The organism is Chryseobacterium sp. WG23, from assembly GCF_024586575.1.
Classification (GTDB): domain Bacteria; phylum Bacteroidota; class Bacteroidia; order Flavobacteriales; family Weeksellaceae; genus Chryseobacterium.
In genome coordinates this window covers 337,804-352,555 of record NZ_JALCZE010000005.1, presented here as the reverse complement: position 1 = coordinate 352,555, position 14,752 = coordinate 337,804, and the positions used below count along the sequence as shown (strand labels likewise).

At 38.1% G+C, this 14,752-nt stretch carries 10 protein-coding genes; all 10 read left to right on the top strand.

Annotated elements, in window-relative coordinates; genetic code table 11:
* Window positions 1-184 precede the first annotated feature (184 nt).
* Window positions 185-1,774, top strand: a complete 1,590-nt coding sequence (dnaB, locus tag MP477_RS10330; protein WP_084086489.1) for a replicative DNA helicase — start codon at window positions 185-187, stop codon at window positions 1,772-1,774.
* A gap of 46 nt (window positions 1,775-1,820) precedes the next feature.
* Window positions 1,821-2,297, top strand: a complete 477-nt coding sequence (gene rnhA, locus MP477_RS10325) for a ribonuclease HI (RefSeq protein WP_257190358.1) — start codon at window positions 1,821-1,823, stop codon at window positions 2,295-2,297.
* Between the two features lie 165 nt (window positions 2,298-2,462).
* A complete protein-coding gene (locus MP477_RS10320; protein ID WP_257190357.1) occupies window positions 2,463-4,718 on the top strand; it encodes a T9SS type B sorting domain-containing protein in 2,256 nt (751 codons plus the stop codon).
* Between the two features lie 93 nt (window positions 4,719-4,811).
* Window positions 4,812-7,073, top strand: a complete 2,262-nt coding sequence (locus tag MP477_RS10315) for a T9SS type B sorting domain-containing protein (RefSeq protein WP_257190356.1) — start codon at window positions 4,812-4,814, stop codon at window positions 7,071-7,073.
* A 120-nt stretch (window positions 7,074-7,193) separates the two neighbouring features.
* Window positions 7,194-7,820: an NAD(P)H-dependent oxidoreductase gene (locus MP477_RS10310; RefSeq protein WP_257190355.1), complete on the top strand. Its 627-nt coding sequence runs from the start codon at window positions 7,194-7,196 to the stop codon at window positions 7,818-7,820.
* Between the two features lie 30 nt (window positions 7,821-7,850).
* Entirely contained in the window at window positions 7,851-9,422 is a 1,572-nt protein-coding gene (nadB, locus tag MP477_RS10305; RefSeq protein ID WP_257190354.1) for an L-aspartate oxidase, read from the top strand.
* Window positions 9,423-9,435: 13 nt separating this feature from the next.
* Window positions 9,436-10,296, top strand: coding sequence for a carboxylating nicotinate-nucleotide diphosphorylase (gene nadC, locus MP477_RS10300; protein WP_230033810.1), 861 nt, complete (start codon window positions 9,436-9,438; stop codon window positions 10,294-10,296).
* Between the two features lie 208 nt (window positions 10,297-10,504).
* A complete protein-coding gene (locus tag MP477_RS10295; protein ID WP_257190353.1) occupies window positions 10,505-13,108 on the top strand; it encodes a TonB-dependent receptor in 2,604 nt (867 codons plus the stop codon).
* Between the two features lie 85 nt (window positions 13,109-13,193).
* Window positions 13,194-13,634 carry a hypothetical protein gene (locus MP477_RS10290; protein ID WP_230033799.1) on the top strand — a complete coding sequence of 147 codons (441 nt, stop codon included), beginning with the start codon at window positions 13,194-13,196 and terminating at the stop codon, window positions 13,632-13,634.
* A gap of 74 nt (window positions 13,635-13,708) precedes the next feature.
* The gene (locus MP477_RS10285) at window positions 13,709-14,701 is read left to right on the top strand and encodes an aspartate-semialdehyde dehydrogenase (RefSeq protein WP_115916649.1); all 993 of its coding nucleotides are present in this window, start codon (window positions 13,709-13,711) and stop codon (window positions 14,699-14,701) included.
* The last annotated feature ends 51 nt before the right edge of the window (window positions 14,702-14,752 follow it).

Genomic DNA, 14,752 nt, shown 5'->3' with positions numbered 1-14,752 from the left:
GGATGGGTATTGGTGAAAAATAAAGAATAAATTTTATTCATAACCTTATGTAAATCACCCCGGACCGGGGTGATTTTTTTTATCAACATAATGAACCGCCTGTTTACAGTATATTCCTGACAACTGATCATAATTTGTTGAATACTATTTTTTAATTATTTTCTAAATAAGCTATCTTTGCACCATGGCGCAGAAAGAAACATTATCATCCTTAACACACGGAAACTTTGCAAAAGAGCTGTCTATTGCGGATGGAAAAATGCCACCCAATGCAGTGGATTTCGAAAGACTCGTTATCGGAACTTTTTTAATTGACAAAAAAGGATTGGATCATTCCATTGATCTCCTTACTCCCGAAGTTTTTTATGACCCGAGACATCAGGTCATCTTTTCCGCGATCTTAAAGCTCTATGAGGGTAACCATCCTGTAGACTTAATGACGATTATCCAGGATTTAAAAAAAGTGGATAAGCTTAGCCAGGCAGGAGGAGACCATTATATTATAGATCTGACGATGGGTGTGAGCTCATCGGCTCATATTGAATACCATGTTCGTGTCATTCTTGAAAAATATATTTTAAGAAGTCTGATTAATGTTTCTGCTAATGTGATTGATTCCTCATACAAGGAATCCACTGATGTTTTTGAGCTTTTAGACAAAGCGGAACAATCATTTTTTGAGATCACCAACGGAACGATAAAAAAAGGATTCGACACTGCCAACTCATTAGTAAAACAAGCTATTGATACCATTAAATCATTAAAAGATAAGGAAGGACTTTCCGGAGTTCCGTCTGGTTTTAGAGATATTGATAAAGAAACCGGGGGATGGCAGAATTCCGATCTTATCATCATTGCTGCACGTCCCGCAATGGGTAAAACAGCATTCCTTCTTTCTATGGCAAGAAATATTGCAGTAGGCCACAAGATCCCAATGGCCCTTTTCTCTCTCGAGATGGCCTCGGTACAGCTTATCACCAGGATGATTGCTTCCGAGACTAAAATTTCATCTGAAAAACTGAGAAAAGGAACTCTTGATGATGAAGAATGGCAAAGGCTGTTTTCTAATGTTTCCGAATTGGAAAATGCACCTCTATATATTGATGAAACTCCATCATTATCAATCTTTGACTTCCGTGCCAAATGTCGAAGACTGGTAATGCAACACGGGGTGAGGCTGATCATGGTCGATTACCTTCAGCTGATGACAGCCGGAAGCAGTGGAAAGGGTGTTGGAAACCGTGAGCAGGAAATCTCTATGATATCCCGTTCACTAAAGGCTATTGCAAAAGAATTAAATGTTCCCGTTATTGCACTTTCTCAGCTTTCCAGAAGTGTGGAAGCCCGCCCGGGAAAAAGACCTCAGCTTTCTGACCTGAGGGAATCCGGAGCTATTGAGCAGGATGCGGATATTGTATCTTTTATCTTCAGACCTGAGTATTATAAAATTACGGTTTGGGATAATGATGATGAAGGACAGGAGACTTCTACAGAAAATCAGGCTGAGCTGATTATTGCCAAGCACAGAAATGGTGCTACGGCTGATGTCCGATTATCTTTCCTGAAGCATTTTGCGAAATTTGGTGATATTGAAGCAGCATTTGATGGTGCCGGCGGAGGATATCCTTCCAATTTTGGTTCTCCTGACCCAAGTGGCTTCGACAAAATCAAAACAACCATCCAGCCTGGCGCAGCATTTGATTTGCCGGATAGTTCAAAACTTTCAGGATCGTCAATGAATGATTTTGATGACGATGATGATTTTCCGTTTTAAAACCAGAGCTTAGCTTTAGAAAGCAAATCAATTTAAAAAGATCAATTTGAAAATCGAAATTTATACGGACGGAGCCTGCAGTGGAAATCCCGGTAAAGGAGGATATGGCATTCTTATGCGTGTTCCTGAAAAAAATTATCAGAAAACTTTCTCCATGGGCTTCCGAAAGACGACCAACAACAGAATGGAACTTCTGGCAGTGATTACAGCGCTGGAAAAGTTAAAGTCTGCAGAAAACGACATCCATGTTTATACCGACAGTAAATATGTAGCGGATGCTATCAATCAAAACTGGATTTCAGGATGGATAAAAAGAGGATGGAAAAATGTAAAAAACCCTGATCTTTGGAAAAAATTCATTGATCTTTATAACAAGCATCAACCCAAAATGCATTGGATAAAAGGACATGCAGGACATTTTGAAAATGAACTTTGCGATAAGCTGGCCGTTGCGGCTGCAGCTTCCCAAAATCTGGAAATTGACACCTATTTTGAGGGGCTGGAAAGCAATTCCCTATTTTGATCCAATCAATATAAATTTAAATACCCGCTAAAAACATTCATTATTAACTATAAATATGTATCATATTTTGAATAAAAACTATAAATTTTAGTAAAATTAACATTAAATACATATTATTCAGTTGGGATTTAATATCTTTACCTATTAATCAAAAGTCCCACTTAAATGAATAAAAATTTATTTTTTTTCCTTATCCTTCTACTAGTTTGTTTACCGGGAAAATCTTTCGCCCAAACTTATCAACTTACCGGAAATCCCGTTAATACTACAGGATGGACCATGGTTTCTCCTACTCAGGTAAATGGTGATTTTATTCAGCTCACACCTGATACCAACAACCAATCCGGATCCATCCGGCTGAATGATCCCATTAACTTAAAATACTGTGACAAATGGAGGGTAGAATTCGATTTCAGAATGGATTCTAACCAGACTTCAAATGGAGACGGTCTTGCTTTTTGGTATCTAGCCAATCCACCGGTTGCAAGTGTACTGGGGTCCGGTCTTGGGGTTTCCCAAAATGCAGTTGGCTTTATTGCAGGGTTTGACACCTATAACAATACAACTACCGCTACCATGAGTAAGGTTCATGTTGCGTACGGCCAGGTTATCAATACAACCGACACCAACAACGTAGAGTTTTTTAATGTTCCGGGAAGTTCTTTTCACTCACCGGATATGAATACCACACTCCCTTTTCAAGGCACCGCCTTTAAGCACGTTGAAGTAAGTGCGCAAGTAGATCCGGCCGCTCCTACCAACTGGATTGTCACTATAACCATTGACGGCACCTTAATCTGCAATCAGTCTTTCGCTCCTTCGGGTACTGCCGCGGCAATGACGGTAGGCTATTTTGGATTTTCAGCTTCTACAGGAGGGGCAAGATCAAGACATTCCATTAAAAATGTAAAAATCTACACGGATAAAGTTCCTATTCTGCAGAACACGGCAACTCAGTCTTTTTGTCCTAATCCAACTACAGGATATGGAAATGTAAATTTAACAACATTCAATTCTCAGTTCGTCAGCAATCCCGCTAACTACACTTTCACATATTATCCCCTTGGCAGCTCTACTCCAATTGCCACTCCCGCCAATTATGAATTCAATGCCAACACCACTGTTACCGTTGTCATCAAGGATAATGCAGGAATATTGTGCGATAATCCCGATGCCCGGATTTTACTGGTTCTGGCTCCTTTTAAAGCAGAAGATAAAACACTTACGGCATGCAACAATAATAAAGCCGGCACTGCAGTTTTTAATCTAACTACAGCTAATGTAACGGGTGTTCCGGGTGCTGCAAAAAAATATTATAAGACATTAAATGACCTGAACGCCGATATCAATGAAATTGCTTATCCTGATAATTATTTATCGGCTCCTGGAACCGTATTTGTAAAGGTAACAACTCCACAGGGATGTGTAGGTACAGCAAAAATAACTCTGACATTCTATCCTGAAACAGAAGTAAAAGAAGCAAGCCTCCGGTCATGTTTTATTGAAAATAATATCACCAATGCCCAGTTTGACCTTACATCAGCTGATGTCACTCCGTTAACAACGGCAAGCAAGAAATATTACACTACTTTAAACAATGCACTAGACGGAACCAACGAGATTGTAAACATCCTTCAATATATCTCACCAAGCACTACTGTTTACGTAAAAGTAACGGATGCAAATGGGTGTTTTGCCATCACTAAAATCAACCTCATCGTACTGCCACCTGTCACATCTGCTGTTTTAAAAGATAAAATAATCTGCATAGACAGTAAAACAGACTTAGACGCCGGGCCAGGCTTTGATGGATACCAATGGAATACCGGAGCAACAACCCAATCTATAAAAGATGTGACCGCAGGACTTTACTGGGTACTTCTGAAAACAGGAAACTGTATTACCAAACAGATTGTAAAAGTAATTCCTTCTGCAAATCCTGTTATTTCAACGATTGACATCAATAATAACAGTATTACGGCAAATGTATCAGGAGGAACACCTCCTTATCAATATTCTCTGGATGGCACTACATGGCAGGATTCAAACACTTTCACAGGGCTTCCACGAGGTGAAGTAAAAGTTTTTGTAAAAGATTTCTACAATTGTACTCCTGTCGAAGTACAGATCACAGTTCCGAATCTGATCAACGCCATTACTCCCAATGGAGACAACATCAATGATGTTATTGATTATTCTGCACTGGCTTATAAGAGAAACTTAGTTTTCATTGTTTATGACCGATACGGAAACAAACTCTATGAAGCCAGCAAAATAAGAAACTTCAAATGGGATGGTACTGCTTCCGGGAAAAAAATCCTTACAGGAACTTACTGGTATACTATTTCCTGGAATGAAAATAATAAAAACAATACTGAAACCAAATACTCAGGATGGGTATTGGTAAAAAACAGAGAATAAATTTTAAAAACTATCCTTTTTAAAGGGATAGTTTTTTACATGAAAAAAGCACCCTTCCACTTTACAATCACTAATAATTACAACTAAAAGATTATGAAAAAAGATATACTTGTTTTTTTATTTATTTTCATATTTTGCTTACCCGGCACAATATATTCCCAAACCTATCAGCTTGTAGGAAATCCGGTTAATACAGCCGGCTGGAATCTGGTTTCAGATGCTACTGTAAGTACGGATTTTATAAGACTTACAACTGACCAAACAAGTAGATTTGGCGCTATAACCTTGGCAGATCCCATTACGCTAAGCTACTGTGACAAGTGGAAAGTAGAATTTGATTTCAGAATTGACGGAAACGGAACAACACAGTTTGGAAGAGGTGACGGATTCACATTCTGGTATCTTGCTAACCCACCCACAGGTTTTGTATCAGGAGGAGGATTAGGTATTCCAGCCAATGCATCAGGACTGATGGTAGGATTTGATATTTTCAACAATACTACCGAGGGTCAGATGAGCAAAGTACACCTCTTATATGGAACCAACAATACAGCAGGCAACAATATAGAATTTAACAATACTGCCGGAAGCACCTTTCATTCACCTGACCTTAACGCTACCCAACCTTTCGTGGGTGACACCTATAAACACGTTGAAGTGAATGGAGAAACAGATCTTACCAACCCAACCAACTGGATCATCAAAATAAAAATAGACGGAGTTCTTATTGTTGACCAGTCTTTTGCTCCTTCCGGTGCAGCAGCAGGAATGTCGCAGGGCTATTTTGGATTTTCCGCGGCAACAGGAGGAGCCAGTGCCAGACATTCTATTAAAAACGCAAAGGTATTCGTAGACAAAGTGCCTATATTAAGCAACACGATCACCCCTTTTGTCTGCACCAACCCGGCAACAGGAAATGGTGTTGTGGACCTTACTTCTTATAATTCTCAATTTGTCAATAATCCCGGAAATTATATTTTCACGTATTATGTTTTAGGAAGTCCAACACCTATTACCAATCCTGCCAGCTTTCAGTATTCAGGAAATACAACCATTAAGGTAATCGTTAAAGACCCTACTTCCACTCTCTGTGACAACGGAGATGGAATTATACAGCTTAATCCGACACCATTTGCCGCAGATAATGCCAGTCTTACAGAATGTAATAACAACAATGCAGGTACGGCTACCTTTGACCTTACTTCAGCAACGGTAACTTCTATTCCTGGAGTCATTAAAGAGTTTTACCCTACCCTGTTTGATATGAACGCAGGAACCAATCAAATAACTAATCCTACAGCCTATGCTTCTGCAGCAGCAACTATTTATGTAAAAGTGACGACTCCCCAGGGATGTGTAAGCTCTTCCAAGATCACATTGAACATTCACCCGGTAGTTGTTGTTAATGATACTGATATAAGGTCCTGCTTTATAGAAAGCAATCCGTCAATGGCTTCATTTAACCTTACCGGAGCAGTAGTGACCACTCAAAATGGAACAACAAAAAAATATTATCCTTCATTAACTGATGCTATCAATGAAACCAATGAGATTACCAATGCATCTACTTACATAGCCCCTACCGGTGTTGTGTATGTAAAAGTTTCGAACTCAAACGGATGTTATGCAATAGCTAAAATTAACATAACTGTTATACCACCAACCTTTTCTACTATTTTAGAAGACAAGATTATCTGTATAGAAACCAAAACGACTTTAGATGCAGGGCCCGGGTTTAAAAGTTATGAATGGAGCACCGGTGCCACTACGCAGGCTATCAATAATGTAGGAGTAGGTACGTACTGGGTAAAATTAAAGACCGGAGACTGTATTGTCACACAAACTGTAAAAGTATACGCTTCCGAAAACCCGGTAGTAACGAGTATTGATGTATCAGGAAGAACTGTCACAGTATACGTTAACGGAGGAACGCCTCCCTACCAATATTCTATGGATAATATTAACTGGCAGGATTCCAACGTATTTACCAATATTGCCAGAGGTGAGGCTAAAGTTTATGTAAAAGACAGCTATAACTGTACACCTATTGAAATTACCATTACTGTTCCTAATCTCATTAATGTAATTACCCCTAACGATGATGGCGTCAATGATTTCGTAGACTATTCTGCATTATCAGGCAAACGAAATCTCGAAATATCAGTATTTGACCGGTATGGTTATAAAATATTCCAGGCCGATCAATCTAACGGATATAAATGGAATGGAACCATCCATGGAAGCAAAAAAGTTCCTACAGGAAATTACTGGTATTCTGTAACATGGAATGAAAACAACCAGAAAAATACACCGATACAATTCTCCGGTTGGATCATGGTAAAAAACAGAGATTAAAAATAACTGACCCGTATTAAAAAAATCACTCCTCTATCGGGAGTGATTTTTAGCATTATTTAAGAGGATATATTTCATTTTAAACCCATTTTATTCATATTCAATTCTTAAATTTGCCTTATGAATTATTTGGAAGCTTTGAGCAGAAGATATTCTGTAAAAAAATTTAATCATCAGGTGATTCCTCAGGAAACACTTTATAACATTCTTGAATCGGGAAAACTTTCTGCCAGCTCACTGGGACTTCAACCCTATAAAATTTTAGTTGTTGAAAGTGAAGCTATGAAACAGAAACTGATTCCGGCTTTCTATAATCCATCACAAATCTCTACCTGTTCTCACCTTATTGTAATCATTTCAAAAAAAACAATTGATGAGAGCTATATCCGGGGGTATTTCAATCATATTTCTGAGGTAAGGGAAACTTCTCTCGAGAAGCTTGAGCCATTCAAAAACAGTATTAACCAGCATATTGTACAGAAAACACAGGATGAAATTTTCAACTGGGCAGAGAAACAGTCTTATATAGTACTGGCCAACTTAATGTATGCAGCGGCTATAGAAAATATTGACTCTTGTCCAATGGAAGGTTTCCGACAGGACATCATAGAAGAAATTCTCAACATAAATCCAGAAACAGAAAAAGTAACCGTTACCCTCGCTTTAGGCTACCGTTCTGAAGAAGATTACTTCCAACACATGAAAAAAGTAAGAAAACCAAACGAAAAATTGTTTAAATTTATGTAATATTTAAACGATTGTACCTAAAGCAAGCATATGATAAAAGCGGATGTATTAGTAATTGGTTCCGGCATTTCCGGACTTTCCTATGCCATTAAAGTTTCCGAACAGCTCCCTGATGCCAAGATTATTATCGTAACAAAATCTGACGAAGACGAAAGCAATACCAAATATGCTCAAGGCGGACTTGCTGTAGTTACAGATTTTCAGAATGATAATTTTGAGAAGCATATTGATGACACCATGAGGGCCGGAGATGGAGAAAACAAACGGAATGTGGTAGAAATGGTAGTCAGGGAAGCTCCTGCAAGATTCAATGAAATTGTAGAGTGGGGAGCCCAATTCGACATGAAAAATGGCAAATTTGCTTTGGGAAGAGAGGGAGGCCACACCGAAAACAGAATTGTCCATCATAAAGATATCACCGGATTTGAAATTGAAAGGGCCTTATTGGAAACCGCCAATAACAGTCCTAATATTGAAATTTTAGACCACCACTATGTCATTGATATCATCACTCAGCATCATGTTCCCGGAAAAGAACTGAACGAAGGAGATATCCATTGCTATGGGGCCTATATTCTGGATGAAAATTCCAAAACGATTAAAAAAATCACTTCTAAAATAACATTGGTAGCCACCGGAGGTGCCGGACATGTTTATAAAAACACAACCAATCCCAAGATTGCAACAGGAGATGGAATTGCTTTCGTGGCCCGTGCGAAGGGGAAGGTTTCCAATATGCAGTACTATCAATTTCATCCTACAGCTTTATACAGCAAGATTGACGGAATGCTATTCCTTATTTCTGAAGCCGTAAGAGGTGATGGTGCCAAATTAAGAACAAAAAGAGGCGAAAAGTTCATGCAGAAATATGATGAACGTGAAGAATTAGCCTCAAGAGATATCGTTGCCAGAGCCATTGACAACGAAATGAAAATTTCAGGGGACGAATATGCAGGTCTTGACTGTCATGAGATGAACCAGGAAAGATTTCTGGAGCATTTCCCGAATATTTATAAAAAATGTAAAGATGAAGGAATAGATCCGTTCACTCAATTGATACCCGTAGTTCCTGCCTGCCATTATCTGATGGGAGGAATTGAAGTAGACAGAGACGGGCAGTCTTCTATTAAAAATCTTTTTGCCGTAGGGGAATGTACCAATTCCGGATTACACGGAGCCAACAGACTAGCTTCCAATTCATTACTTGAAGGACTCGTTTTCGGACACAATGCCGCCATGAAAACAATGGCATTGCTGAACGAAAACAATTTCAATTTTGACGATCTGAAGGCCGTTCCAGAATGGAATGAGGAAGGAATGAAAATCATGGATGAAATGGTGATCATCAGCTACCTTAGAAAACAACTCCAGGAAATGATGAGTGACCTGGTAGGAATTGTGAGAAGCAACAGACGTCTGAATATGGCATTGCAGAAGCATCAGGAAATTGCAGCAGCTGTAGATGAGATTTACCACTACTCCATTCTTTCTCCCCAACTCTCAGAACTAAGAAATTTAACTACCGTGGCCCATCTTATCATTACCCAGTCTATGGAAATGACAGAAAATAAGGGCGCATTTTACAATAAAGATTTAGCTTAAAAAAGCATACATAATGAAAAAACCAAGTTACGTTACCGATAAAGCATTAAAGACATTTATAAAGAATGCGCTGGAAGAAGATATCCAGGATGGTGATCATTCCACTCTGTCCACAATTCCCCAAGATCTGAAACAAAGTGCTAAACTTCTGGTAAAACAAGACTGCATCTTAGCAGGTGTGGAGCTGGCTGAGTTTATTTTCAAAACTTTTGATAAAGATTTAAAAGTTGAAATCTTCCTTAAAGATGGAGATGCTGCAAAAGTGGGAGACATCGCCCTTATTGTAACTGGAAGCGCCAGGTCTATTCTCTCTACTGAAAGGCTGATCCTTAACTGTATGCAAAGAATGAGCGGCATTGCCACCCTTACCCATGATTGGGACTCAAGATTGGTAGGTACGAAAACTAAACTTCTGGATACCAGAAAGACCACTCCCAATTTCAGAATATGTGAAAAATGGGCTGTAGCTATTGGAGGCGGAACCAATCACAGATATGGGCTCTATGACATGATTATGCTTAAAGACAACCATATTGATTATAACGGAAGCATTACCAACGCTGTAAAGATGGCAAAGGATTATATTAAAAAGACTAAGAAAAAATTAAAAATTGAGGTGGAGACCAGAAACCTTAAAGAAGTTCAGGAAGCCATCAAAGCAAAAGTGGATAGAATCATGCTTGATAATATGAATGTGGAGATGATGAAGCAGGCAGTGGAAATGATCAATGGATCATGTGAATCGGAAGCTTCCGGTGGAATTACCCGCGATATGTTAAAAGAAATTGCCTCTACAGGAGTTACTTTTATCTCTGCCGGAGCCCTTACACACTCGGCTGAAAATATTGATCTGAGTCTCAAAGCTGTGAAATAGCGTTGTATTTTTAACAAAAACAACCCTACTTTGTTAAAAATACAATAACATGACTTTTTTCATACAAAAATTCAATTTTTATTTATAATATTGAGAATCAAGTACTTGATATTATTAAGATTGATTAAAAATTAACATTGAGTTAATAATGGTTAAATTTTATTTTGCGAATTTTGCAGAAAATTAAATCTAACTATTACTAACGATTATGAAATTAATCAACAAATCGATACTAACTGCGGTTATTACTTTATCTACAGCTAGTGTTTATTACGCTCAACAAGTTCAGGATACGGTGCAAGCCAAGTCAAAAGACATTGATGAGGTAATCCTAAGAGGTGTTACGGATATCGCCAAAGATAGAAAAACACCCGTTGCTGCATCTACAATCAAAGCAGCGCAGCTGGTAGAAAGATTAGGAAATCAGGAATTACCTGAGATTTTGAATACGACTCCATCTGTTTATGCTACTAAATCCGGAGGTGGTTTTGGTGATGGAGGTCTTACCATTAGAGGTTTCGAATCAAGAAACATTGCAGTAATGGTAAACGGTATGCCGGTTAACGACATGGAAGGTGGGTCTGTTTATTTCTCTAACTGGACTGGTTTAGCTGATGTAACAAGTACATTACAGGTTCAAAGAGGTCTTGGTTCATCTAAATTAGCAATTGCTTCTGTAGGAGGTACAGTAAACTTCCTTACCCGTTCAGCGGATATGAAGAAAGGAGGAGCAATAAGATTAGGAGTTGGTAACAATGATTATTTAAAGACTTCTTTTGCTTATAACACCGGAAAATCCGAAAACGGAGTTTCTGCATCATTCTTAATGAGCAGACAAGCAGGAGGTACTTATATCCAAAATACAGATTATGAATCCTATGCTTACTTTTTAGCACTAGGATATGAAATCAATCCAAAACATAACTTACAGTTTACGATCACTTCTGCTCCTCAATGGCACGATCAAAGAACATTTGCTCCAACAATTCAAAATTATATCAACTACAATCCTGAATATGATGGAACAAGTCCTTACAGAAAATATAACTCTGACTTCGGATACTACACAGATGCTGCAGGTAACAAAGTTGCTCTAGCCAACAGAGCCAACTATTACTCTAAGCCGGTAATGATGTTGAACTGGGACTGGACAATGAACGAAAAATCTAAGTTAAGTACTGTTTTATATATGTCAAATGGTAGAGGTGGTGGAACTGGTGACCTAGGGAAACTTGGAACTAAAACCATCAATGATGTGAGCTTTACTGACAACTCAGGACACATTAACTATGATGCTATTTTTGCAGCTAACGCAGCAGTTAATTTAAATACAGCAGGTGCAGGAAGTACGATCGTTCGTAGATCAAGCATTAACTCTCACAACTGGTACGGTATCCTGGCAAACTTCCAGCATAAAATCAATGACAACTGGAACTTCTCAGTAGGTACAGATGACAGATATTACTATGGTTACCACTATCAGGTTCTTACTGACCTTTACGGAGCTGCAGGATATAAAGATAATGCTAACAAAAATCTAGCACCTAGAATTGTAAGCAATGTATATGATTACAAAAAACTTGCATGGAATCCTTTCGGAGGTAAAATGGCCCCAGCTGAAGATCAGGTAGGATATAGCAATGACGGAGAGGTTCTTTGGTATAGTGGATTTGCACAGGTAGAATATACTAAAGATAAATTATCTACATTCTTACAAGGTTCCGTTTCTAACCAGGCTTATCAAAGAATTGATAATTATGTAGTAGACGGAAGTACGTTAAAAGGGCAAACAGTTAATACTAAAACAGGATTCAAAAACCTTTTTGGATATAACATCAAAGCGGGTGCTAACTATAACATTAATGAACAGCATAACGTTTTTGCAAACATTGGTTATTATAGCAAACAGCCTTTCCTTAACACAGTTTATCCAAGTAACCAACAACTTATCAACCCAACTTTAACTAACGAGAAGATTTCTTCTGCTGAAATTGGTTATGGATTCAGATCTGCAAAATTCAGTGCAAACGTTAACGTGTACAGAACACAATGGAAAGACAGATGGTTAAGAAAAACCAGCCAAACATTTACATTGCCTGACAATACAACAACAACAGGTTATTCTGAAATCAACGGTATTACTGAAGTTCACCAAGGAGTAGAATTTGACGGAGTTTACAAACCAACTACATTCTTGGAATTCCAGGGGATGTTCTCATGGGGAGATTACTATTACAAAGGAAATGCTAGCGTAGCATCATTTGATGATAACAACAATCCACTTACTTTAGCTGGAGCTTCAGGAAATACATTATATCTTGATAAAGTAAAAGTTGGTGGAACAAGTAACAACAGTATCCCTCAGATGACCGCATCATTGGGTGTAACTGTAAAACCGGTAAAAGATCTTAATATCTTCGGAACTTGGAGATATGTAGGTAAACTATATTCTACTGTAGATGCTGGAACATTTACCAATGTTTCTGCACAGGAAAGAGGTGTATTACAGTTACCTGACTTCAATTTATTTGATGTAGGATTCTCTTATAAAATTAGATTAAGAGACCAGGCTCAGTATTTTACTATTGGAGCTAACGTTTACAACCTATTTGACAAAGTTTATATCTCTGATTCTGCAACAAGTGTATTTTCTGATGACAAGCCAAGATTTTTAGCTGATGGAAAAACACCTAACTCTAAAAATCAGACTTACGAACAATTAGGTATGATGTACAATGGTATTGCAACTGGTAACCGTGCTTACTTCGGTTTCGGAACTACTTGGGCAGCAACATTATCATTCAATTTCTAATAAATCATAATATTAGATTTTATAAATATGAATCCCGGCTTTGAGCCGGGATTTTTGTTATCTTTGTGTACAAAAAAATAGGATTATGGATTTTTACAAGATTTTTCTTAGTGCACACAAAGGATTTGGATACTTAGAACTCCTTTTAGTTGCATTATTTATCATTGCACTTTTAGCTACTATGTTCGGGTTCAGTGGAAAAGTGAATAAGTTTTTAAAGAAAACAACTTTATTCACCATGATTTTCTTTCACGTTCAGTTTTTAATAGGAATATGCTTGTTATTCATATTTTCTCCAGGTTTCAAAGCAGCCTTAGATGCAGGAACCTTAATGAAGGATGCCTACAGCAGACAAACATTTGTTGAGCACCCTTTTTCTATGCTTATTGCGGCTGTATTGATGACCATTATCAATAAAAAGGTAAAATCCAACGATACTATTTCTTTAGGAATCGTAATTATGGGATTGATTGCCGCAGGTTTATTTGCATTTGCCTTCCCTTGGACAAGAGTTTTTGGGGCATAAAATACAATAAGGAAATTATGCATTATGCGTTATAATTTATAAATAGTTTAATCTTTAAATTTTTAATTAAATCAATGAAAGTAGCTGTAGTAGGTTCAACAGGAATGGTTGGACAAGTTATGCTTAAAGTTTTGGAGGAGAGAAACTTCCCTGTAACAGAATTAATTCCGGTAGCATCCGAAAGATCTGTAGGCAAGAAGGTGAAGTATAAACAGAAGGAATTTACAATTGTAAGCATGAAGGACGCTATAGCTGCCAAACCGGATATTGCGATCTTCTCTGCCGGAGGTTCTACGTCTCTTGAATTTGCGCCTTTATTTGCAGAAGCAGGAATAACAGTCATTGACAATTCTTCTGCATGGAGAATGGATCCTGATAAAAAACTGGTGGTTCCTGAGATCAATGCTGATGTTTTGACAAAGGAGGACAAGATTATTGCCAATCCAAACTGTTCTACCATTCAGTTGGTAATGGTTCTTGGGCCATTGAACAAAAAATATGATTTAAAAAGAGTAATTGTTTCTACGTACCAATCCGTAACAGGAACAGGTAAAGCAGCGGTTGACCAGTTAAATGGTGAGATCAGCGGTGATGATTCTGTTGCTAAAGTATATCCTTACCAGATCTTCAAAAATGCATTGCCACACTGTGATGTATTTGCGGAAGATGATTATACTAAGGAGGAAATTAAATTGATGAAAGAGCCTAAGAAAATTTTAGGGGATGACACATTTAATTTAACGGCAACAGCCGTAAGAGTTCCTGTTCAGGGAGGGCACTCAGAAAGTGTAAATATTGAATTTGAAAACGAATTCGAGCTGGATGAAGTAAGAAAAATCTTATCTGAGACTCCGGGAGTAGTCGTAATGGATGATGTAAAAAACAACCACTATCCAATGCCTCTGTATTCGGAAGGGAAAGACGAAGTCTTCGTCGGAAGGATAAGACGGGATCTCTCACAGCCGAAAACGCTTAACCTCTGGATTGTAGCAGACAACCTGAGGAAAGGAGCGGCAACCAACGCCGTGCAAATCGCAGAATACCTAGTAGCAAACAACTTAGTATAAACTAACAAAATAAAAAAGAGTCTCAAATTGAGATTCTTTTTTTTATCAAAC